14 protein-coding genes and 2 pseudogenes are annotated in these 22,663 nt (G+C 65.2%); 15 read left to right on the top strand and 1 reads right to left on the bottom strand.

From position 1 onward, the window contains the following. The first annotated feature begins 61 nt into the window (after positions 1–61). From G4G28_RS17995 to G4G28_RS17930, 15 genes and pseudogenes are all read left to right on the top strand, one after another. Positions 62–598 carry a pyridoxamine 5'-phosphate oxidase family protein gene (locus G4G28_RS17995; protein WP_183107661.1) on the top strand — a complete coding sequence of 179 codons (537 nt, stop codon included), beginning with the start codon at positions 62–64 and terminating at the stop codon, positions 596–598. A gap of 83 nt (positions 599–681) precedes the next feature. After that, positions 682–1,748: pseudogene (locus G4G28_RS17990) on the top strand (SDR family oxidoreductase). Between the two features lie 982 nt (positions 1,749–2,730). Further along, complete coding sequence (locus G4G28_RS26700) at positions 2,731–3,036, top strand: glycosyltransferase (RefSeq protein WP_229507707.1); 306 nt, start codon at positions 2,731–2,733, stop codon at positions 3,034–3,036. Between the two features lie 559 nt (positions 3,037–3,595). Beyond that, positions 3,596–6,102: pseudogene (gene uvrA, locus G4G28_RS17980) on the top strand (excinuclease ABC subunit UvrA). Positions 6,103–6,245: 143 nt separating this feature from the next. Beyond that, complete coding sequence (locus G4G28_RS26695) at positions 6,246–8,579, top strand: CHASE3 domain-containing protein (RefSeq protein WP_229425176.1); 2,334 nt, start codon at positions 6,246–6,248, stop codon at positions 8,577–8,579. Next, positions 8,510–9,745, top strand: a complete 1,236-nt coding sequence (locus G4G28_RS28560) for a response regulator (protein ID WP_308600949.1) — start codon at positions 8,510–8,512, stop codon at positions 9,743–9,745. Before G4G28_RS26695 ends, G4G28_RS28560 begins: the two co-directional genes overlap by 70 nt. Before the next feature lie 20 nt (positions 9,746–9,765). Continuing rightward, positions 9,766–10,596 carry a protein-glutamate O-methyltransferase CheR gene (locus tag G4G28_RS17970; RefSeq protein ID WP_182989319.1) on the top strand — a complete coding sequence of 277 codons (831 nt, stop codon included), beginning with the start codon at positions 9,766–9,768 and terminating at the stop codon, positions 10,594–10,596. 30 nt (positions 10,597–10,626) lie between these two features. Further along, a complete protein-coding gene (locus G4G28_RS17965) occupies positions 10,627–11,226 on the top strand; it encodes a chemotaxis protein CheB (protein WP_183107660.1) in 600 nt (199 codons plus the stop codon). Then, positions 11,223–12,437 (top strand): hybrid sensor histidine kinase/response regulator, encoded by a 1,215-nt coding sequence (locus G4G28_RS17960; RefSeq protein WP_182989317.1) that lies wholly within the window; start codon positions 11,223–11,225, stop codon positions 12,435–12,437. The genes G4G28_RS17965 and G4G28_RS17960 overlap by 4 nt, the downstream gene beginning before the upstream one ends. A gap of 388 nt (positions 12,438–12,825) precedes the next feature. After that, the gene (ahpC, locus tag G4G28_RS17955) at positions 12,826–13,389 is read left to right on the top strand and encodes an alkyl hydroperoxide reductase subunit C (RefSeq protein ID WP_182989316.1); all 564 of its coding nucleotides are present in this window, start codon (positions 12,826–12,828) and stop codon (positions 13,387–13,389) included. A gap of 82 nt (positions 13,390–13,471) precedes the next feature. After that, on the top strand, positions 13,472–15,070 hold the full coding sequence (gene ahpF, locus G4G28_RS17950) for an alkyl hydroperoxide reductase subunit F (RefSeq protein WP_182989315.1): 1,599 nt from the start codon (positions 13,472–13,474) through the stop codon (positions 15,068–15,070). Between the two features lie 906 nt (positions 15,071–15,976). Beyond that, positions 15,977–17,638: an ATP-dependent DNA helicase RecQ gene (locus G4G28_RS17945; RefSeq protein WP_308600945.1), complete on the top strand. Its 1,662-nt coding sequence runs from the start codon at positions 15,977–15,979 to the stop codon at positions 17,636–17,638. Positions 17,639–17,654: 16 nt separating this feature from the next. Then, the gene (locus tag G4G28_RS17940) at positions 17,655–18,740 is read left to right on the top strand and encodes a ligase-associated DNA damage response exonuclease (protein WP_182989313.1); all 1,086 of its coding nucleotides are present in this window, start codon (positions 17,655–17,657) and stop codon (positions 18,738–18,740) included. Next, entirely contained in the window at positions 18,733–20,370 is a 1,638-nt protein-coding gene (locus G4G28_RS17935) for an ATP-dependent DNA ligase (RefSeq protein WP_182989312.1), read from the top strand. The genes G4G28_RS17940 and G4G28_RS17935 overlap by 8 nt, the downstream gene beginning before the upstream one ends. A gap of 188 nt (positions 20,371–20,558) precedes the next feature. Then, entirely contained in the window at positions 20,559–20,819 is a 261-nt protein-coding gene (locus G4G28_RS17930) for a hypothetical protein (protein WP_182989311.1), read from the top strand. A 510-nt stretch (positions 20,820–21,329) separates the two neighbouring features. Here G4G28_RS17930 and G4G28_RS17925 read toward each other — a convergent pair. After that, positions 21,330–22,397 (bottom strand): GGDEF domain-containing protein, encoded by a 1,068-nt coding sequence (locus G4G28_RS17925; protein WP_182989310.1) that lies wholly within the window; start codon positions 22,395–22,397, stop codon positions 21,330–21,332. Positions 22,398–22,663: the final 266 nt, after the last annotated feature.

Raw genomic sequence — 22,663 nt, 5'->3', positions numbered from 1 at the left:
GCCCGCACGGACGGTACGCCAGCCCTCATCTACAGTCGGTCCATTGCCTCGAGGAGAGACCATGGATTCGATCAACAAGAACCAGCCTGAAGAGAACCGCCGCGACCTGCGCGGCATGGACGCCATCGCCCGCATCCGCGCCATGGCGCAAGCGGCCAAGACCTGCTTTTTCGCCACCCGCGGCGGCGAGGGCCCCAGCCGCGGCGTGCGGCCGATGAGCGTACTGCAGGCCGACGAGGCCGGCCACCTGTGGTTCATGAGTGCCGCCGATAGCTACAAGAACGCCGAGCTCGCGGACGACAGCGAGGTCAAGCTCTACTTCCAGGTCGGGACGCACTCCGGCTTCCTGGAACTCGACGGGGTTGCCAGGGTGTCGCGCGACCCCGCCAAGATCGACGAGCTCTGGGATTTGACCCTGAAAACCTGGTTCACCGAAGGCAAGGACGATCCGCGCATCACCCTCATCGACGTCACGCCACGCGCCGGCTACTACTGGGATACGAAGCACGGCGAGGCCGTCGCCGGCGCCAGGATGCTCGTCGGCGCCGCCATCGGGCGCACGCTCGACGATTCGATCGAGGGCCGCCTGCTGCCGTAAGTTCGCGCCGTTTCCCCACCGGCGCGCCCCATTTCCCCGGCACGGTTAGAATCGGCTGCATTGAAAGCAGACAGGGGAAACACATGCAACGAACGGCTCTGGTCGTCGGCGTTACCGGCATCGGCGGCAACTACACGGCGCGCGAACTGCTGGCTCGGGGATGGAAGGTGGCGGGCCTGTCGCGGCGCGCACCACGCGACCTGCCGGACGTGCAGCATATTGCAGCCGACCTGCTCGACCCGGCGGGACTGGCGGCGGCACTGACCGGCCTGGCGCCCACCCACGTCTTCATCACCACTGGATGCGCCAGGACACGGAAAGCGAGAACATCCGCGTCAACGCCGCCCTGGTACGCAACCTGCTGGACGCCCTGGCGCCGGGGCGCAGCGTGCGCCATGTCGCCCTGGTCACCGGCCTGAAGCATTACCTGGGACCCTTCGAGGCCTATGCCAGTTCGGGCACGCTGCCCGATACGCCGCTGCGCGAAAGCCAGCCGCGCCTGCCGCTGGAAAACTTTTATTACGCCCAGGAAGACGAGGTGTATGCCGCCGCCGCGCGCGACCGCTTCACCTGGAGCGTGCACCGGCCGCACTCGATCATCGGGCTGGCAGTGGGCAACGCCATGAACATGGGTACCACGCTGGCTGTGTATGCCACCCTCTGCAAGGAAACCGGACGGCCCTTCCAGTTCCCCGGTTCCGAGGCACAGTGGAAGGGGCTGTCGGACGTGACGGACGCCCGCATGCTGGCCAGGCAGCTGGTGTGGGCAGCCGATACTGACGCAGCCAAGAACGAGGCCTTCAACATCGCCAACGGCGACGTCTTCCGCTGGAGCTGGCTGTGGCCACGGCTGGCGGACTGGTTCGGCGTGCAGGCGGCCGGCTACAGCGGGAAGGTGCAGCCCCTGGAAGCCGCGATGGCGAATGACGCGCCGCTCTGGCGCGAGATCGCGACGCGTCATGGCCTGGTCGAGCCTGACCTGGACCGGTTGGCGTCAAGCTGGCACACGGACCTCGATCTCGGCCGCCCGCTCGAAGTGATGAGCGACATGGCCAACAGCCGCCGCCTCGGCTTCGCTGCCTGGCAGGCGACGGACGATTCCTTCTTCGACCTGTTCGCGCGCCTGCGCGCCGAGCGCCTCATTCCCTGAGGGTGCCGGGCACGATCATGGACGCCGCCCGCAAGCCGCATCGCTTCGTGCTCGTCACGATCGGGTCGGCGGGCGACCTGTTTCCCTTCCTGCGCATTGCGCTCGCCCTCCTGCAGCCGGCCACCGGGTGAGCTTTCGGCCCGGTCCAGCACGAACCTTTTGTCAAGGCGGCGGGCCTGCCGTTCCATGGCTTGCCGGCCGACCCGGCGGTGCTGGACCATCCCGACCTGTGGCACCCGACGCGCGGCTTCGGCGTGGTCTGGCAGGCGACGCGGCCGGCCATGGCGGCGGTGCCGGCCTTCATGGCGGCGCTGCCGCCCGACGAGCCCTGCACCATGCTGGTGCATCCGCTGGCGCTGCCGGAGGCGGACCTGTGCCGTGCCGCGCGTCCGGGTCTGCGCATCGCCGGCGCGTTTCTCGCGCCATCGAATTTGCCGACCGTGCATGACCCGCTGCTGTTGGGGCCCTGGCGCGTGCCGCGCTGGGTGCCGCATGGCGTGCGCCGCCGCCTCTGGCGCTTTCTCGCTGCCCGCTTTGTCGACCCGGTTGCGCTGCCGGACGTGAACGCGGCGCGCGCGGCGGCCGGGCTGGCGCCCGTGCGGGCGCTGATCGACACCATGTTCTCGATTGCCGACTTGTCGGTCGCGCTGTTCCCGACTGGTTCGCGTCGACCCAGCCGGACTGGCCGCGCCCCATGGTGCGCAGCGGTTTTCCCCTGTTCGATCCCGACCCGCAGGCCGCGCTCTCGCCGGCCTTGCAGCAGTTCTGGGGCAGGGCGGGCGGCCGCTCGTCTTCACGCCCGGCACCGGCAACCGCCAGGCGCGCGCGTATTTCGAGCATGCGATCGAAGCGACGCGCCTGCTGGGCGAACGCGCCGTCTTCCTGACCCCGCACCGCGACCAGCTGCCGGCCGAACTGCCGCACCACGTGCTCTGGCAAGAGTACGTGCCGCTGCGCGCTGCTGCCGCAGGTTGCGGTCCTGGTGCACCACGGCGGCATCGGCACCACGGCCGAGGCCCTGCATGCCGGCACGGCGCAGCTGGTGGTGCCGCTGGCGCACGACCAGTTCGACAATGGCGCACGGGTGCAGGCGCTGGGCGTGGGGCGCTCGCTGCCGGCTGCGCGCCTGACGACGCCGCGCCTGCTGTCCTGTCTGGAAGCCCTGCTGGACGACGAGGCCTTGCCCGGCCGGTGCCACGCCGTGGCGCGCCATTTCGGCGCCGATGCAGGGATGGAGGCGGTGGTGCATGCGCTGGAGGAGCTGGCGGGGGACAGGCTGCGCTCGTAGGGTGGGCGGCTCCACCCGGGTACGTGCCCCCGCGGCTTGTCCGCCGCCCACGCGTTCAACAGGCGGGTGCAAACTCGCGTTTCGTCCATCACCCGTGCGTTGAACGCGTGGAGTGACCCGGACTGAGTGCCCGGGTTACGCGAAGCAGGCGCACGCGCAGGCGCGGCGCATGTCCTCGGGTGGAGCCGTCCACCCTACAGCGACGTAGGGGTGTGCGGCTCCACCCGGGTGCGCGCGAACCCGTGGCTTTGCTGCCGCCCACGCGTTCAACAAGCCGATGCAAGCCCGCGCTTCGACCATCACCCGTGCGTTGAACGCGTGGGCTGCCCCGGGCTGAATGCCCGGGTTACGCGAAGCAGGCGCACGCGAAGGCGCGGCGCATGGCGTCGGGTGGAGCCGCAACCTACGTGTGTCAGCGCACCGTCTCGTTCAGCCGGGTGCGTTTCAATGAGGGCATCGACGGCGAAAGAGTGGGAAGGATGTATGCGCAGGAAAGGCGAGGCGGGTGGGGGCAGGGAGGCCGATACGGTTCCGGGCGGAGCCGGACCGGCCCGGCTATATGCGCGTACGCGGCGCGCGCGAACACAACCTGAAGAACGTCGACCTCGACATCCCGCGCGACGCGCTCGTCGTCTTCACCGGCGTGTCCGGCTCCGGTAAATCCTCCCTTGCCTTCGGCACCCTGTACGCGGAAGCCCAGCGGCGCTACCTGGAATCGGTCTCGCCCTACGCGCGCCGCCTGTTCCACCAGATGCCGGTGCCGGAAGTCGACGAGATCGACGGCCTGCCGCCGGCGGTCGCCCTGCAGCAGCAGCGCGGCTCGCCCACCACGCGCTCGTCGGTCGGCAGCGTCAGCACGCTGTCGAACTCCTGCGCATGCTGTATTCGCGCGCCGGCGAGTATCCGCCGGGGCAGGAGCTGCTGTATGCCGAGTCGTTCTCGCCGAATACGCCCGAAGGCGCCTGCCAGCAGTGCTCGGGCCTTGGCCGCGTCTACGAGGTGACCGAAAAATCGCTGGTGCCGGACGACTCGCTCACCATCCGCGAGCGCGCGGTGGCCGCCTGGCCGCCGGCCTGGCACGGCCAGAACCTGCGCGACATCCTGGTGACGATGGGCTATGACGTCGACACACCCTGGCGCGACCTGCCGAAGAAGGACCGCGACTGGATCCTCTACACCGACGAGACGCCCACTGTCCCGGTGTACGCCGGCCTCACGCCCGAGGAAACGAAAGCGGCCCTCAAACGCAAGGACACGCCCAGCTACCAGGGCACCTTTACCGGCGCGCGCCGCTATGTGCTGCAGACCTTCGCCACCACCGAGAGCGCCTCGATGAAGAAGCGCGTGGCACGCTACATGGTCAGTACCGAATGCCCGGTCTGCCGCGGCAAGCGCCTGCGCCAGGAGGCACTGTCGGTGACGTTTGCCGGCGTCGACATCGCCGACATCGCGCGCATGCCGCTGGCGCGCCTGCACCAACTGCTGCTGCCTCATGCCAGCGGCGCCGCGCCGAAAAATGCGAAGCAGGCCAGGCTGCATCCCGAGCAGCTGATCGTCACCCAGCGCATCGCCGAAGACCTGGTCGCGCGCCTGGACGTGCTGCTGGCGCTGGGTTTGGGCTACCTGGCGCTGGAACGCAGCACGCCGACGCTGTCGCCCGGCGAATTGCAGCGCCTGCGCCTGGCTACCCAGGTGCGCTCGAACCTGTTCGGCGTCGTCTACGTGCTCGACGAACCTTCGGCGGGCCTGCACCCGGCCGATACCGAGGCACTACTGACGGCACTCGACCAGTTGAAAGCCTCGGGCAATTCCCTCTTCGTGGTCGAGCATGCGCTGGACGTGATCCGCCGCGCCGACTGGATCGTCGACGTCGGCCCGGCCGCGGGCGAGCGCGGCGGCGAAGTGCTCTACAGCGGCCCACCCGAAGGGCTCAGGAAAGTGGAAGCGTCGCAGACGCGGCGCTACCTGTTCGACGACATGCGCGTAGGCGAAACGGGCACCGAAGCCCGCCCACGGCGCCAACCGAACGGCTGGCTGAAGCTCGAAGGCGTCACCCGCAACAACCTGGACAATCTCTCCGTCGCCTTCCCGCTGGGCGTGCTCACCGGCGTCTGTGGCGTCTCGGGCTCGGGCAAGTCGAGCCTGGTCAGCCAGGTGCTGGTCGAGCTGGTGGCCAGAGAGCTGGGGCAGGGCGCGCCCGTACCGGAGGAGGAACCGGACGAACTGGAACAGGAGACGGCGCTGCCGCTGGAAGGACGCATCGTCGCCGGCATGGAATCGATCCGGCGCATGGTGCGGGTCGACCAGAAGCCGATCGGGCGCACGCCGCGTTCGAACCTGGCCACCTACACGGGCCTGTTCGACCAGGTACGCAAACTCTTCGCGGCGACAAAAATGGCGAAGTCGCGCCGCTATGACGCCGGCCGCTTTTCCTTCAACGTCGCCAAGGGCCGCTGCGAAAACTGCGCCGGCGAAGGCTCCGTCATGGTCGAGCTGCTGTTCCTGCCCAGCGTCTACGCGCCATGCCCGGTCTGCGCCGGCGCCCGCTACAACGCGAAGACGCTGGAAGTGACCTACAAGGACAGGAACATCGCCGAGGTGCTGGGCATGACGGTGGACGGGGCGGCCGAATTCTTCGCCGGAGAGCCGCTTGTCGAGCGCTCGCTGGAAGTCTTGCGCGAAGTGGGCCTGGGCTATCTGCGCCTGGGCCAGCCGGCCACGGAACTGTCGGGAGGCGAGGCCCAGCGCATCAAGCTGGCGACCGAACTGCAGCGTGCGGGGCGCGGCAACACCCTGTACGTCCTCGACGAACCGACCACCGGCCTGCACCCGCTCGACGCCGACCGCCTGGTGGCCCAGCTGCAGCGCCTGGTCGACGCCGGCAACACGGTCGTCGTGGTCGAGCACACGATGCGCGTGATCGCCACCTGCGACTGGGTGATCGACATCGGCCCGGGCGCGGGCGACGAGGGCGGTACCGTGGTTGCGGCCGGGCCGCCGGAACTGGTCGCCGCGGCGAAGGGCAGCCGCACGGCTCCCTATCTGAGGCCTGTGCTCGGGGCCTAGCAAGGCGGCGCGCGACGCGGCATGCCAGCCACCATTGGTGTATTGACGCCTTTGTACAGACAATTGTGGCGCACGCTTGCGCGCGCCGGAAAGTGTCGTTTGCGTTACACTTAGGATATTTTTCCTTAAAATAAACGCAACACATGACCGGCTCCTCGCTCGATAACAGGCAGTTCCACCGCATCCTCAAGCGTAACGTCGCGCTGCCGCTCGGCATGAGCGTACTGAGTGCCGGTGTCTTCGTCGCGATTGTCGCGTTCATGATCAATGTGCTCAACTGGGTCGAGCACTCCCAGCAGGTGATCGGCAACGCCAACGAAGTGAGCAAACTCGTCTCCGACATGGAAGCGGGCATGCGCGGCTATCTGATCTCGGGCGACGAAAGTTTCCTGGGTCCGTACACGGTGGCCAGGCCGAAGGTCGAGATCGAACTCGATAACCTGCAGCGCCTCATTAACGACAATCCGGACCAGGCCAACCGGCTCAACCAGGTACGTTCCGCGCACCGCGAGTGGCTGGGTTTTGCCACCGAGATGATCGAGCGCCGCCGCACCGGGCGGGATGTGGTCGAATCGATCCGCGGTGGCCGCGGCAAGGTCCTCACCGACGAGATGCGCAGCCAGTTCAGCAGCTTCATTGCCAGCGAACGCAGCCTGTTGCAGCAACGCAGCCAGTCGGCGCGCACCGTCATCACCTGGTCGGTGGGCGCATTCCTGCTGTTCACGCTGATCGGGGGCGGCCTGCTGGCTGCCTTTGGCCGGCGTGAACTGCTGCGCCTGTCCACTTCCTACGACGAGGTGCTCAAGCACGAGAGCGAACACAATGCCGAACTGCGCCACCTGAGCTGGCTGCGTACCGGCCAGGCCGAGCTGGCCGCCAAGAGCCTGGGACTGAACAGCCTCGAACTGCTGGCCCAGGCCGTGCTCGACCACGTGGTGCGCTACCTCGGCGGCGCGGTCGCCGCCATGTACGTGCGCAACGAGGATGGCACGCTGCGCCGCATCGGCGCCTTCGGCTTCTCGAACGAGGACGAGCACGCGAAAACCATCGAATCGGGCAGCTCGCTCGCCAGCCAGGCCGCCAACGAGAACCGCCTGCTGCGGGTCAAGGAACTGCCGGGCGATTACATCAAGGTGTCATCCAGCCTGGGCGAGACGGCGCCGCGCGAGATCGTCATCGCGCCGTTCTCCAACTTCGGCAAGGTCAAGGGCGTCATGGAAGTTGGCTTCCTGCAGCCTGTGCGCGAGCGCGACCTCGAATTCCTGCGGCTGGTGGGCGACGCCGTCGGCGCCTCGGTGGCGGCCATCGTCTACCGCAGCCGCCTGCAGGACGCCCTCTCCGAAAGCCAGGCCCTGAACGAGGAACTGCAGGTGCAGCAGGAAGAACTGCGCACGGCCAACGAGGAACTCGAAGAACAGTCGCGCGCGCTGGAGGAATCCCAGTCCAGCCTCGAAAACCAGCAGGCGGAACTGGAGCAGACCAACGACCAGCTGGCCGAGCAGGCCATGAACCTGGACATGAAGAATGCGGCCCTGGTCGAGGCCCAGGAACAGCTGCGCGCCCGCGCACTGGACCTGGAACGCGCCAGCCGCTACAAGTCGGAATTCCTGGCGAACATGTCGCACGAACTGCGCACGCCGCTCAACAGCTCGCTGATCCTGGCGAAACTCCTGGCCGATAACGTGCCGGGCAACCTGAATGAAGAGCAGGTGCGCTTCGCCCAGACGATTTATTCGGCCGGCAACGACCTGCTGCACCTCATCAACGACATCCTCGACATCTCGAAGGTCGAGGCCGGTAAACTCGAGCTGCTGCCGGAAGACCTGCCGATCCGCCGCACCGTCGAGGGCCTGGGCCGCACTTTCGAGCCGCTGGCCAAGCAGAAGGACTTGCGCTTCACCGTGGCGGTCGAGCCGAACGTGCCGCCGACCCTGCACACCGACCGCCAGCGCCTCGAGCAGGTGCTGAAGAACCTGCTGTCGAACGCCGTCAAGTTCACGGAACAGGGCGAAGTGAACATGACGGTCAGCGCCACCCAGGAAGGCTGGATCCAGTTCACCGTGACCGACACCGGCATCGGCATTCCGCCTGAACAGCACGAGCGCATCTTCGAGGCCTTCCACCAGGCCGACGGCACCACCAACCGCCGCTTCGGCGGTACGGGACTCGGCCTGTCGATCTCGCGCGACCTGACCGGCCTGCTGGGCGGCACGCTGGTGGTGTCGAGCACCCCGGCGAGGGCAGTACCTTCACCCTCAGCATGCCGAGGAACGGCACCGTGGCGGCCACGCCGCCGGCGCCGCGGGCTGCCGCGCCCCGCGCCAGCGCGGCCGGTGCGCCGCTGTCGCCGCGCCTGGCGCGCGCGCTGCCGCCACCGGAGTCCGCACCCGAGCCAGCGCCGGAGGAAGTGGCGCCGAAGGCCAGCTTCCCGGACGACCGCGGCCAAAAAGCGGAGGGCGCCCGCACCGTGCTGGTGATCGAGGACGAGCCCGACTTCGCGCGCATCCTGTTCGACCTGGCACACGATCTCGAATACCGCTGCCTGGTGGCGCTCACTGCCGGCGAAGGCCTGCAACTGGCTGCCAGCGAGAATCCGGACGCGATCCTGCTCGACATCCGCCTGCCGGACAGCTCGGGCCTGTCGGTGCTGCAGCAGTTGAAGGACAACCCGGCCACGCGCCACATTCCGGTGCATGTGGTGTCCTCGATGGAAAACGGCGGCGAGGCGCTGCACCTGGGCGCGATCGGCTACGCCCTGAAACCCACCTCGCGCGAACAGCTCGAAGAAGTCTTCCGCAAGCTGCAGGAAAAATCCTCCCAGCAGATCAAGCGCGTGCTGCTGGTCGAGGACGACGAACGCCAGCGCGACAGCGTGGTGCAACTGATCGCCGACGAAGACGTGCACATCGACGCGGTCGGCTCGGGCGGGGAAGCGCTGGCGCTCTTGCGCAGCCAGATTTTCGACTGCATGATCATCGATCTCAAATTGCCCGACATGCAGGGCAAACAATTGCTGGAACACATGTCGCAGGAAGAGCTGGTGTCCTTCCCGCCGGTGATCGTCTACACTGGACGGAACCTGACGCGCGACGAGGAAGCCGAGCTCATGAAGTACTCGCGCTCGATCATCATCAAGGGGGCGCGCTCGCCCGAGCGCCTGCTCGATGAGGTGACGCTGTTCCTGCACAAGGTCGAGTCGCAGCTGTCGACCGAGCGCCAGCACATGCTCAAAACCGTGCGCGGACGCGACCGCGTGTTCGAAGGCCGCACCATCCTGCTCGTCGACGACGACGTGCGCAACGTGTTCGCCCTGACGTCCGCGCTGGAGCAGCGCGGCGCCAACGTCGAGGTCGGCCGGAACGGCTTCGAAGCGATCGCGAAACTCGACGAGGTGCCGGCCATCGACCTGGTGCTGATGGACATCATGATGCCGGGCATGGACGGCCTGGAAGCGACGCGCCGCATCCGCGCCGACGGCCGCTTCAACCGCCTGCCGATCATCGCCATCACCGCCAAGGCGATGAAGGACGACCAGGAGCAATGCCTGGCCGCCGGCGCCAACGACTACCTTGCCAAGCCGATCGACCTGGCGCGCCTGTACTCGCTGCTGCGGGTCTGGATGCCCACCATGGAACGCGTTTAAGACAGCCGATGAGCGAGCCCATGAAGCATCCCCCGGACAACATCGATATCGAATTGCGGATGCTGATCGAGGCCGTGTACCTCAAGTACAACTACGACTTCCGCGATTACACTGGCGCATCGCAAAAGCGCCGGGTGCTGGTGGCCATGCGCGAGATGGAATGCGCCACCGTGTCCGAGCTCCAGGCCAGGGTGCTGCACAAGCCGGAAAGCTTTGCCCAGCTGCTGCAATACCTGACCATCCCCGTCACCGAAATGTTCCGCGATCCCGACTACCATGCGGCGCTGCGCAGCCAGGTCATCCCGCACCTGGGGACCTATCCGTCGCTGAAACTCTGGGTGGCCGGCTGCAGCACCGGCGAGGAAGTCTATTCGCTGGCCATTTTGCTGCACGAGGAAGGGCTGCTCGAACGCAGCATCATCTACGCGACCGACATCAATCCCGAGTCGCTGGAAAACGCGCGCCGCGGCGTGTTTCCGCTCGACCGCATGCGCCTGTACACCGAGAACTACCAGAAGGCCGGCGGCAAGCGCGCCTTTTCCGATTACTACACGGCGGCCTACGGCGGCGCCCTGTTCGAGCGCTGGCTGGTCGAGAACGTGACCTTTGCGGACCACAGCCTGGCCACCGATAGCGTGTTCTCGGAAACCCATTTCATCAGCTGCCGCAATGTGATGATTTACTTTAACCGGCGCCTGCAGAACCGCGTGCTCGGCCTTTTCCACGAGTCGCTCTGCCACCGCGGCTTCCTGGCGCTGGGCAGCAAGGAAAGCATCGACTTTTCCACCTACGCCCAGCGCTTCGAAAGCCTGGCGCGGCGCGAGCGCATCTTCCGCAAGGCGGTCGAATGAAGGTCGCCGCGCACCTCGACGTCCCTGGCGATGCACCGGACCCGGTCGCGCGCGCTCGCGGGCCGGCGCATCGAGGCATTGGTGATCGGTGCCTCGGCCGGCGGCGTCGACGCCCTGGTCGAGCTGTTGCCGGCGCTGCCGCGCGAGGGCGCGCCGGCCACCGTCTGCATCCTGCACGTCCCGGCCGACCGCGAAAGCCGCCTGGCGGAACTGTTCGATGCGCGCTTGGGACTGCCCGTCGTGGAAGCCCGGGACAAGCAATCCGTCGAGCCCGGCACGGTGTACTTCGCCGGCGCCGGCTATCATCTGTCGATCGAACACGATCGCGTATTTTCACTCAGCTGCGAGCCGCCCGTGCACTATGCGCGCCCGGCCATCGACGTGCTGATGGAGTCGGCCGCCGATGCCTATGGCGCGGCCCTGGCCGGCATCCTGCTGACCGGCGCCAACCATGACGGCGCCGAAGGCATGCAAAGGATCAGGCAGCGCGGTGGCCTGACCGTCGTGCAGGACCCGGGCGAAGCGCAGGCGGCCACGATGCCGTTTGAGGCGATCCGGCGGTGCGAGCCGCACCTGGTCCTGCCGCTGGCCGGCATTCGCGCACTGCTGCCCCTGTTGGAGACACCATGAGCACCAATGAACCAAGCAAGTTACTGATCGTCGACGACCTGCCGGACAACCTGCGCGCCCTCGATGCCCTGATCCGGGATCCACAGCGGCTCGTCTTCCATGCCCATTCGGGCGAGGAGGCCCTGGCGCTGCTGCTGGAACACGAGTTCGCGCTCGCCATCCTCGACGTGCAGATGCCGGGCATGGACGGCTTCGAGCTGGCCGAGCTCATGCGCGGAACGGAACGCACCCGCCACATCCCGATCGTGTTCGTCTCCGCCGCCGGGCGCGAGCTGAACTATGCCTTCAAGGGCTACGAGACGGGCGCGGTCGACTTCCTGTATAAACCGCTCGACCCGGACGCGGTGCGCGGCAAGGTGAATGTGTTCGTCGCCCTCGACCAGCAGCGGCGCGAGACGCGGCGCCAGATGGAAGCGCTGGAAAAGAGCCGGCGCGAACAGGAAATCCTGCTGGCCGAGCTGAATGCTACCCAGGCGGAGCTGCAGCGCTCCCTGAAGATGCGCGACGAATTCATGTCGCTCGTCGCCCACGAGCTGCGTACGCCCCTGAACACGCTGTTCCTGGAAACCCAGATGCGCACGCTGCACCTGAAACGCGGCAACCTGGCCGCCTTTTCCGGCGAACAGATGGGCGCGATGATCAAGCGCGACGAGCGCCAGATCAAGGCCATGATCCGCCTGATCGACGACATGCTCGACGTCACCCGCATGCGGAACGGCACCCTGTCGGTGCGCCCGGCGCCGGTGGAACTGATGGGCATGCTCGAGCGGGTGGTGAGCGACCTGTCGCTGCAGGCTGCCGCCAGCGGCTGCGCGATTACCCTCGCGCCGCACCCGCCGGTCACCGGCTGCTGGGACGAGTTCCGCATCGAGCAGGTCGTGGTCAACCTGCTCACGAATGCGCTGCGCTATGGCGGCGGCTGCGACGTCGAGGTCAGCGTCGAGGTGGAAGGCCGTCAGGCCAGCATCAAGGTGGCGGACAAGGGGAAGGGGATTTCGCCGGACGATGTCGAGCGCATCTTCCAGCCCTTCGAACGCGGCGCCCGCAACGGCGAACCGAAGGGCCTGGGCCTGGGCCTGTACATCTCGCGCCAGCTGGCGACGGCCCACGGCGGCGAATTGTCGGTCACCAGCACCCCGGGACAGGGCTCGACCTTCTGCCTGGCACTGCCCTGCGACGAAGTCGTCACCTGCGCGGCCTTACCGGCCTGAACGAAAAAAGCTGGGGTCAGGTCTGACATTTGGACACGAGCTCGGCTGTTTTAGCGGTTTACTGTCGAGGCTGTGTCCGAATGTCAGACCTGACCCCAGCACTTCGGAACTGTCGAGGCTGTGTCCGAATGTCAGACCTGACCCCAGCACTTCGGAGGTTGCGGTTTTGGATGTAAAACCTTACACGGCGCGCGGTTGCAAAGCGCGTGCGTTTCCCGCACACTGACAGGTCTCTTGCGAGACTGACATCCCTGCCTGGCAGGATTTGTCTCATCCTCTCGATAGTAGAAATCAATCGATCCTATCCGATCAATTAATTTTACAAGCGACAGCAAGCGCTTTACACTTGCATTTATCAACTTTGATACACAACACAACAGGAGCTTCCATGTCCCTTATCAATACCCAGATCAAACCGTTCAAGGCAACCGCTTACCACGCAGGCAAGTTCATCGACCTGACCGACGAGCAGTTCCGTGGCACCTGGTCGGTGCTGATGTTCTACCCGGCCGACTTCACCTTCGTGTGCCCGACCGAACTAGAAGACCTGGCCGCATTCCAGCCGGAATTCGAAAAGATGGGTGTGAAGGTCTACGGCGTGTCGACCGACAGCCACTTCGCCCACAAGGCATGGCACGACACCTCGGACGCGATCAAGAAGGTCAATTACCCGCTGATCGGCGACCCGACCGGCACCCTGGCCCGCAACTTCGAAGTCATGATCGAAGAAGAAGGCATGGCACTGCGCGGTACCTTCGTCATCAATCCTGAAGGCCAGATCAAGGTCATGGAAGTTCACGACAACGGCATCGGCCGCGACGCGTCGGAACTGATGCGCAAAGTCAAGGCTGCCCAGTACGTCGCTTCGCACCCGGGCGAAGTCTGCCCAGCCAAGTGGACCGAAGGCGCTGAAACGCTCACGCCTTCCCTGGACCTGGTCGGCAAGATCTAAGTAGTCAGTAGTCAGTAGTACCCGGATGCCTGGCAGGGAAGACCGCCGGCATCCATTCTTCACCGAATACAAGGAAAACATCATGCTGGAAGCAAATCTCAAGAAGCAGTTGCAGGCCTATCTGGAAAAAGTGGTGCAGCCGATTGAGATCGTTGCATCCCTGGATGCGTCGCCGAAGGCGCGCGAAATGGAAGAGCTGCTCCGGGAAATCACCTCGTTGAGCGCCAAGATTTCGTACGTCGAAGCGAGCGACGACAATGTGCGCAAGCCCTCGTTTGCGATCAACCGCGTCGGCACCGATATCGGCGTGCGCTTCGCCGGCATCCCGCTCGGCCACGAATTCACCTCGCTCGTGCTGGCCCTGCTGCAGGTGGGCGGCCACCCGATCAAGTTCGACGACGCCGTCATCGAACAAATTAAGAACCTCGACGGCGATTACGTCTTCGAAGCCTTCATTTCGCTGTCCTGCCATAACTGCCCGGAAGTCGTGCAGGCGCTGAACTCGATGTCCATCATCAACCCGCGCATCAAGGTCACCACCATCGACGGCGGCCTGTTCAAGGAGGAAGTCGAAGCGCGCCAGATCCTGGCCGTGCCGATGATGTTCCTCAACGGCGAGCACTTCGGCCAGGGCCGCATGAGCGCCGAGGAAATCCTCGCCAAGCTCGATACCGGTGCGAGCAAGCGCAAGGCCGCCGAGCTGTCGAAGAAAGAAGCCTTCGACGTGCTGATCGTCGGCGGTGGTCCTGCCGGCGCGGCCGCGGCAATTTATGCCGCCCGCAAAGGCATCCGTACCGGCGTTGTCGCCGACCGCTTCGGCGGCCAGGTGCTCGACACCCTGGCGATCGAGAACTTTGTGTCGGTCAAGGAGACCGAAGGGCCGAAGTTCGCCATCTCGCTGGAAGAGCACGTCAAGCACTACGACGTCGACATCATGAACCTGCAGCGCGCCGCCAAGCTCGAGCGCAATGCGGAGAACCTGTTCGAAGTCACGACCGCCGACGGCGCGGTATTGAAGTCGAAAACGGTGATCCTCTCGACCGGCGCCCGCTGGCGCGAAATCAACGTGCCAGGCGAAAAGGAATACAAGAACCACGGCGTGGCCTATTGCCCGCACTGCGACGGTCCGCTGTTCAAGGGCAAGCGCGTGTCGGTGATCGGCGGCGGTAACTCGGGCGTCGAAGCGGCGATCGACCTGGCCGGCATCGTGGAGCACGTCACCCTGATCGAATATGGCGCCGAACTGCGCGCCGACGCGGTCCTGCAGCGCAAGCTCTACAGCCTGAAGAACGTCGACGTCATCAAGAGTGCCCAGACCACGGAAATCCATGGCGACGGCAAGAAGGTGACCGGCATTTCGTACAAGGACCGCATCAGCGGCGAAACGAAGACCATCGAACTGGCCGGCGTGTTCGTCCAGATCGGCCTGGTCCCGAACGCCGAATGGCTCAAGGGCACGCTGGAGCTGTCGCCCTACGGCGAGATCGAAGTCGATGTGCGCGGCGAAACCTCGCTGCCGGGCGTATTCGCCGCCGGCGACGTGACGACGGTACCGTTCAAGCAGATCGTGATCGCGGTAGGCGAGGGCGCCAAGGCGTCGCTGGCAGCCTTCGACTACCTGATGCGTTTGCCGACGGCCGAGACCGAGGCAATTGCCGAGGCGGAAGCCAAGGCAGCCTGAGCTTGACGGAGCATGCATGAACAAAGCGCCATCCGATGCAAATCGGGTGGCGTTTTTCATGGGGTGTACGGCTTGCCGTCCACGCCTTGAACGATCGCGTTCACGGCCGTATGCCGTCGGTGCCAGCACAATGCTGGGAGCGTGGACGGGAAACCCGTCCACCCCACGCAAGCAAAGAAAAAGCGCCGTGCCACTGCTGTGGTACGGCGCTTTTGTTATCGTGCGCGGCTTTTTACCGCGGCTGAGTAGAATGCGAATATCGGCTACATGCCGGCATCAGGGCCGCATCGTGCGGCAAATGCGTGCTTCGATCAGTGAAACATCAACACCGCCGCACCCTGCAGCGCGTTCGTTTCATAGACCAGCCAGGCAGCGACGCTGGCGAGGGCAAGCTGGAGGGCGGTCAGGGTAGTGGGGATCGAGCGCATCATGATGGTTCTCCGGGGCTGTCGTCTGTTTGTCTTTTCGTTCGTGTATGGTGCCATCTTAGGCCTGCTGTCGCTTTTGCGACATCGGCGAGGACTCCGCCGTTCTGTAGGAAAACACCTTGCGGAGCTGTCTCAACGGCTGGAAGGCACCTCGCGAGCGCCTAAAGAGTGCCTGACAAAACCTTCAGGGCGAGGCGCAGCGTCGATGACAGTAGGCCTGTACGGCGAGACGCCGCAACGCAGCCATGGGGTTTTTGTCAGGCACGCTACAAGACCTTGATGGCAAGGCGCGTCGGCGAAGACAGTGCGCTTGCACGGCGAGACGATGCAACGCGGCTATGGAGGTTTTTTAGGTGCTCTAAAGTGGGGCTCCTACGGCGGTCTTGGCTGGCGTCCTATAGTCCGGCTTGCGCGCGCGCCTTACAGTTTCCTCATGACCCGACATGACCCCCAACTCCTCCATAACGGCCTCCTCGCGGTGCGCCGCAATACCATCCGCAAGCTGCTGCGCTCCGTGTTCGGCATCGAACGCCTGCGCGAAGGCCAGCAACGCGTGATCGACAGTGTCCTGGACGGCAAGGACACGCTGGCGATCATGCCCACTGGCGGCGGCAAGTCGCTGTGCTACCAGATTCCGGCCCACATCCTGAAGGGCACGACAGTGGTCGTCTCGCCGCTGATCTCCCTGATGAAGGATCAGCTGGAAAAACTGGAGGAATTGGGCATCCGTGCCTGCCAGGTCAACAGCAGCCTGAATGCCGAGGAAGAGCACGCGGCGTTAGAAAGCATTGCGGCAGGGGAGTGCGAAATCGTCTTCTGCACCCCCGAGCGACTGGCCTCGCCCGACTTCCTCGCCGTACTCAAGCAAGCGAAGATCGTGCTGGTCGCCATCGACGAGGCGCACTGCATCTCGCAGTGGGGCCACGACTTCCGCCCGGCCTATATCGAGATGGCGGCAGCGATCGCCGCGCTCGGCCAGCCGCCGGTGCTGGCGCTGACGGCCACCGCCACCGACGAGGTGATGGAAGACATCGGGCGTCAGCTCAACCGCCCGCGCATGAAGGTCATCAACACCGGCATCTACCGGCCGAATCTGCATTACAGCGTGCGCCAGGTGACGAACGTGCAGGACAAATTCCTGGAAGCGCGCCGCCTGGTGGCCGAGACCCCGGGCGTGGGCATCGTCTATGCGGCCACTGTCAAGGCGGCCGAGGAAATGCACCGCATGCTCGAAGAGGCGGGCGAGTCGGTCACGATTTACCACGGCAAATTGCCGGCCGCCGAGCGGCGCGCCAACCAGGACCTGTTCATGAACGACGAGCGGCGCATCATGGTCGCGACGAACGCCTTCGGCATGGGCATCGACAAGAGCGACACCCGCTTCGTCATTCACCTGCAGATTCCCGCCAATCTCGAATCGTATTACCAGGAGTCGGGCAGGGCGGGGCGCGACGGCAAGGATGCGCAGTGCACGCTGCTGTTCCTGCAGGACGACAAGCGCCTGCAGCAGTTCTTCCTGGTGAAGCACTACCCGGACGCAGCCGAGATCCGTTCGGTGTACGAGGCAGCCTGCGAACTGGCCGAAAGCGGCGCCGTGACGACCGAGCGCATCGAGGAAAAGCTGGTCGACCTGAACGAAGCGAAGATCAAGGTCTGCCTCAAGCTGCTGAAAGACGGCAAGCTGGTGCGCCAGAACCGCAAGCTCGAATTCGTCGTGACCAATGCCGAGCCGAAGGCGGCCACCTTCGAAGGCCTGGCTGAAGTCTATGTGCAGAAGCAGGACCACGACCGCGCCTCGCTGGAGCAGATGGTCGGTTATGCCGTCAGCGGCTTCTGCCGCTGGAAGCTGATGCTCGATTACTTTGGCGACGAGGTCGAGGGCTTCGAAAAATGCTGCCGCTGCGATAACTGCCTGAACCCGCCGGCGGCGCTGCTGGAAGACATCGAGATTCGCGACGATGAATTCGACCATACGCCTGAACCCGAGCCGAGCGGCCCGCATTTCGAAGCGGGCATGCACGTCAAGGTGCCGAAGTACGGGGAGGGCGTTGTCGTGTCAGTAGCGGGTGACCAGGTTGCCATCGACTTCCCGGACGGCGAACAGCGGAGCTTTATGGCAGACTTTGTAGAACTCGTCTGAACGCTGAAAGGCCCGCATGGCAGATATGGTGGTAGTGCGCAAGGAAGGACTGTACTGCGTCCCGGGCGGGTTCTACATCGATCCATGGCGGCCGGTGGAGCGTGCCGTCATCACGCACGCCCACGGCGACCACGCGCGCTACGGCCACGGCCGCTATCTGACTGCCGCCAGCGGCGTGCACGTGCTGCGCTCGCGCCTGGGCGAGATCTCCGTCGATGGCCTGGAGTATGGCGAGACGACGACCCACAACGGCGTCACCATCTCGCTGCATCCGGCCGGGCATGTGCTCGGTTCCGCTCAGGTGCGCATGGAATACGGGGGCGAAGTCTGGGTGGCCTCGGGCGACTACAAGATCGAGCCCGATAAAACCTGCGCGCCCTTCGAGCCGGTGCGCTGCCACACCTTCATTACCGAATCGACCTTCGGGCTGCCCATCTACCGCTGGGAGCCCGAGCAGCGCATTTTCGACGACATCAACAGTTGGTGGCGCAAGAACGCCGCCGAGGGCCGCTGCAGCGTCATCTTCGGCTACTCCTTCGGCAAGGCGCAGCGCATCCTGTCCGGCCTGGATCCGTCCATCGGGCCGATCGTCTGCCATGGTGCGGTGGAACCTTTGAACCGCGTCTACCGCGAGGGCGGCGTCATTCTCCCGCCCACCCTGATGGTGAGCGACCTCGACAAGGCCGCGTTAAAGCAGGCCATCGTGGTGGCGCCACCGTCCGCCTCGGGTTCGGCCTGGATGAAGCGCTTCGGCGATTACTCCGACGCCTTTGCCAGCGGCTGGATGCAGCTGCGCGGGGCGCGCCGGCGCAGGGGTGTCGACCGCGGCTTCGTGCTGTCCGACCATGCCGACTGGCCGGGTTTGATGAGCGCCATTGCCGCCACCGGGGCCGAGCGCATCATCGTCACCCATGGCTCGATCCCCGTGATGGTCAAGTGGCTGTGCCAGCAGGGGCTGGACGCGGCCGGCTTCGATACCGAATACGGCGATGACGATGACGACGTCGGCATTGCGCCGCAGCCGGCCGAGGTGAAGGAAGCGGCGCAGGCGGCCGAGACAGCCGGGGAACAGCCGGAGGTGCAGGGGGCGCGCGATGCGTGAGTTTGCCCGCCTCTTTGCCGAGCTCGACGAAACCACCGCCACCAACCGCAAGCTCGAAGCCCTGCAGGGCTACTTCTCGACCGCCGCGCCGGAGAACGCCGCCTGGGCCGTGTACTTCCTCGCCGGCGGCAAGCCGCGCCAGGCGGTGCCGACCAAGCTGCTGCGCCAGTATGCGATCGAATACGCGGTGCTCGACGAATGGCTGTTCGACGAGTCCTATCATGCGGTGGGCGACATGGCCGAAACCATCGCCCACATCCTTCCGCCGCCGACCAGACGCAGCGACGTCGGCCTGGCCGAATGGATGATGGAAAGGATCGGGCCGCTCCGAGGAGCCGCCCCTGAAGTCATCCGTGAAGCCCTGTTCACCTACTGGGACGAGCTGACCACGCCCGAGCGCTTTCTGTTCTGCAAACTGATCGGCGGCGGTTTCCGCGTCGGCGTGTCGAAACTGCTGGTCACGCGCGCACTGGCCAACATCGCCGCGGTGGACAGCAAGCTGATCGCCCAGCGCCTGATGGGCTGGACCGACGGCAGCGTGCGCCCGACTGCGACCAAGTTCCTGCAGCTGATCGCCGCCCAGTCCGATGAAGAACACAAGCTGCGCGGCGGCCAGCCCTATCCCTTCTTCCTCGCGCACCAGCTGCAAGGCGACCCGGCTGCGCTCGGAGAACTGCATGACTGGCAAGTGGAGTGGAAGTACGACGGCATCCGCGCCCAGCTGGTGCGGCGCGGCGGGCAAAACTACCTGTGGTCGCGCGGCGAGGATCTGATCTCCGAGCGCTTCCCGGAACTCTGCAGCGTGCGCCTGCCAGAGGGCACGGTGGTCGACGGCGAGGTGCTGGTCTGGGATCACGCCAACGACGCACCCGCGCCTTTCGCCGAACTGCAGCGCCGTATCGGCCGCAAGAGCTTGTCCGCCAAGCTGCTGGCCGAGCTGCCGGCGGTGCTGGTCTGCTACGACCTGCTCGAACTCGATGGCGTCGACCTGCGCCAGCTGCCCCAGCACGAACGGCGCGCGCTGCTGGAAACGCAAGTCGCTGCCGTCAACCAGGCGCAGTTGAAGATCTCGCCAGTCGTCCAGGCCGAGAGCTGGGAAGCCCTGGCAGCCTTGCGTACCGAGTCGCGCAACCGCGGTGTCGAGGGCATGATGGTGAAGGCGAAAAGCGCGCAGTACGGCGTGGGCCGCACCAAGGATGTCGGTACCTGGTGGAAGTGGAAGGTCGATCCGTATTCGATCGACGCGGTGCTGATTTATGCCCAGGCGGGCCACGGGCGCCGCGCCTCGCTCTACACCGACTATACCTTCGCCGTCTGGGACGACGATGAAGGCCATGGCGAGCGCCGCCTGGTGCCCTTCGCGAAAGCCTATTCGGGCCTGACCGATGCCGAGATCGCCCAGGTCGACAACGCGATCCGCAAGACCACGATCGAAAAATTCGGCCCGGTGCGCGCCGTGAAGCCGACGATGGTGTTCGAGATCGGCTTCGAGGGCATCGCGCTGTCCTCGCGCCACAAGGCCGGCATTGCCGTGCGCTTCCCACGCATCCTGCGCCGCCGCGACGACAAGACAGTCGATGATGCCGACACCCTCGACACCCTGAAGGGCCTGCTGGCCGCCGGCGTCTGAGCATCGTCCTCTTCGAGCGCGGGGGAGTTGCCAGTGCGGTCACCGCAGCCTAGCGTGCGCCGGCGCCTGTGGATAGGGTATAAATTGATTATATATGGTGCATCAGCACCGTTTCGTTGCCGCCGGCGCCATGCCATTCCCTCGGCCCTGATCATCCATTGCATGGCGTTATCGAAAGCGTGGACACCATGAATATTGGCAATCCCGGATCGACATTCCGCGGTCTTCCGTTGACCGATGCGCAGGAAAGCGAAGTCAGGCATTACATCCATGCAAAACAGCGCTGTGGCAAGGAATGGGATACACCCGAGCTGCAGGGCATGCTCACTGACATGCTGGACCCCCCGGAAGTCGTCGACGACGACATGCAGAGCCGGCGCGACAGCGCGGAGTGCGCAACAGTCGAAAGAAGCAGTGATACCGGCCAGCCGCAGGAGCGCAACGGATAGCGACTGCTGGACGCGACGCCGGGATGGGCACGATGAGCCTTCGCAGCCATTCCCCCACAGCGCCTTCCGGCGCCATATCGGATCCTTTCGTGCCCAAGGACACTTGCTCATTCAGGGTGCAAACCAGGGTGTTGTCAGGTTCCTTACTACCTTCCGGTGAGGCGACCGAATCTGCTGCGTCCGTGTTAAGGTCCTTGCTTGACTATCGGAGACCTCATGCAAAGCACACCTACCGAGCAATACAAGGGTTACACGATTGCAGCAAATCCGGTTCAGACTTTTCGAAGGCGCTACTTGTCCACGTTCGCGATCTACCACGGGCACGATGTCAGCTGTCCTCTGGCTCATCACCACGGGGCAGATGACCAGGATTTTTCTACTGAGCTTGAAGCGACGACGCGAGCGTTCTCTTTCGCCCGTCAATGGATTGATGTCCACTCGATTCGACATATTCTTTGAGTCGCTGTCCCTGAGCGTCCGCACCGAATCGGATGGTTTTGTCAGACGTGCTCAGTGCAGGCGGTTGCGCTTGTGTGTATACATATGCTCATCCGCCAGTTGGACGTAGTCGGACAAGGGTTGCTCGCTGGCGGGATCGCACTGCACGACCCCGGCACTCATCGACACCATGTAGGGCCGTTCCTGCATCAGGTTGTGGGCGCGCAGGTTGGCATCCAGACGCTCAAGGATGACCTGCGGCTGTTCGTCGTCCAGCGTATAGGCCACGAATTCGTCGCCCCCGAGGCGCGACACGACGTCGGCCTGGCGGAACGACTGACGAAACACGTGCGCCGCATCCCTCAGCAAGGCGTCGCCGGCGTCGTGACCGAGTTCGTCGTTCACACGCTTCAGGCCGTCGATGTCGGCGAAGATGACGGCGCTGTGTGTGCGCTGGCGCCGCGAAATCCGGAAGATCTGCTCGGCTTGCAGGAAAAAACCACGCCGGTTGTACAAGCCCGTTAACACGTCGGTCAGCGCCAGGACGTGCATTTCGCCGACGGCTCCATCGCGTTGGCTCAGTTCGGCGGCATGCACCATCGCGTTGTTCGCAAGCTCCTCGCGCAGGTCCTTGACGAGCTGCTCGAGCGCACCACGCGCCTTGATCTTGCCCAAGGCCGCCGCGGCCAGTTCGAGGACGGCTGACATGGTGCGCCGGCAGGCACGGGCGGCGGCAGGGGGCAGGTCATTGTCCCAGGCGGCGACGAGGATGGCAATCGCGGCAGGCGCAGGCACCGCGAGCGCGAGTATGCGCTCACTCGGTTCGGGCGGCCCGCCATCGTCATCCTGGCCCATCCTTCTTGCCCGATGGGGTAACAGGGCGGCGCCGGCGGAATACAAGGGATGCTCGGTCCGGGCCAGATAGGCATTGCCATTGCAGTCGAAGCCGCAGAGATCCAGGCTGCCGTCGCGTACGAGGAGCAAGGCGGAGTCGCATTCGACCGTCCGGACCAGGGTGCGGCCAATCAGGGACAGTGAGCCGCTGTAGTCGTCGGTCTGGAGCAGCTCGCGCGACAGTGTCAGTAACTGACGCAGCTGATTGCTACCGTTTTGCGGCAGTGGCGAGGTGTGCTTGTTCATTTTGCTGGGCTCCTGGTTGATGGGCTGCATGGCGAGACAAACCCGCCTCGACGCTGCACGGGACGGAGTCCTGCCCGCCGATGCCCGCGCACATGCACGCATACCGGCTTTCGAGAAAAACCAGAACGACAACCCATTCACCCCTGGCTTCAAAACGACAATACACCCATCGTCCCGCATCACCTAACCCTTTTGGCGGAACAAACGGGGGCGCGGCGGCATGGGCAGGGTGGGGGGCGCTTCGCCTGCAAGGCATTTGCTAAACT

The sequence above is a fragment of the Massilia sp. Dwa41.01b genome, assembly GCF_014171775.1.
GTDB lineage: Bacteria > Pseudomonadota > Gammaproteobacteria > Burkholderiales > Burkholderiaceae_D > Telluria.
This window is presented reverse-complemented; position numbering and strand designations above follow the sequence as displayed.

What these genes read in the sequence shown, in the direction of transcription:
- G4G28_RS17995 (WP_183107661.1), top strand. Translation starts at nt 62, where the DNA reads ATGGATTCGATCAACAAGAACCAGCCTGAAGAGAACCGCCGCGACCTG.
- G4G28_RS26695 (WP_229425176.1), top strand. Translation starts at nt 6,246, where the DNA reads ATGACCGGCTCCTCGCTCGATAACAGGCAGTTCCACCGCATCCTCAAG.
- G4G28_RS17970 (WP_182989319.1), top strand. Translation starts at nt 9,766, where the DNA reads ATGAAGCATCCCCCGGACAACATCGATATCGAATTGCGGATGCTGATC.
- G4G28_RS17965 (WP_183107660.1), top strand. Translation starts at nt 10,627, where the DNA reads ATGCACCGGACCCGGTCGCGCGCGCTCGCGGGCCGGCGCATCGAGGCA.
- G4G28_RS17960 (WP_182989317.1), top strand. Translation starts at nt 11,223, where the DNA reads ATGAGCACCAATGAACCAAGCAAGTTACTGATCGTCGACGACCTGCCG.
- ahpC (WP_182989316.1), top strand. Translation starts at nt 12,826, where the DNA reads ATGTCCCTTATCAATACCCAGATCAAACCGTTCAAGGCAACCGCTTAC.
- ahpF (WP_182989315.1), top strand. Translation starts at nt 13,472, where the DNA reads ATGCTGGAAGCAAATCTCAAGAAGCAGTTGCAGGCCTATCTGGAAAAA.
- G4G28_RS17940 (WP_182989313.1), top strand. Translation starts at nt 17,655, where the DNA reads ATGGCAGATATGGTGGTAGTGCGCAAGGAAGGACTGTACTGCGTCCCG.
- G4G28_RS17935 (WP_182989312.1), top strand. Translation starts at nt 18,733, where the DNA reads ATGCGTGAGTTTGCCCGCCTCTTTGCCGAGCTCGACGAAACCACCGCC.
- G4G28_RS17930 (WP_182989311.1), top strand. Translation starts at nt 20,559, where the DNA reads ATGAATATTGGCAATCCCGGATCGACATTCCGCGGTCTTCCGTTGACC.
- G4G28_RS17925 (WP_182989310.1), bottom strand. Translation starts at nt 22,397, where the DNA reads ATGAACAAGCACACCTCGCCACTGCCGCAAAACGGTAGCAATCAGCTG.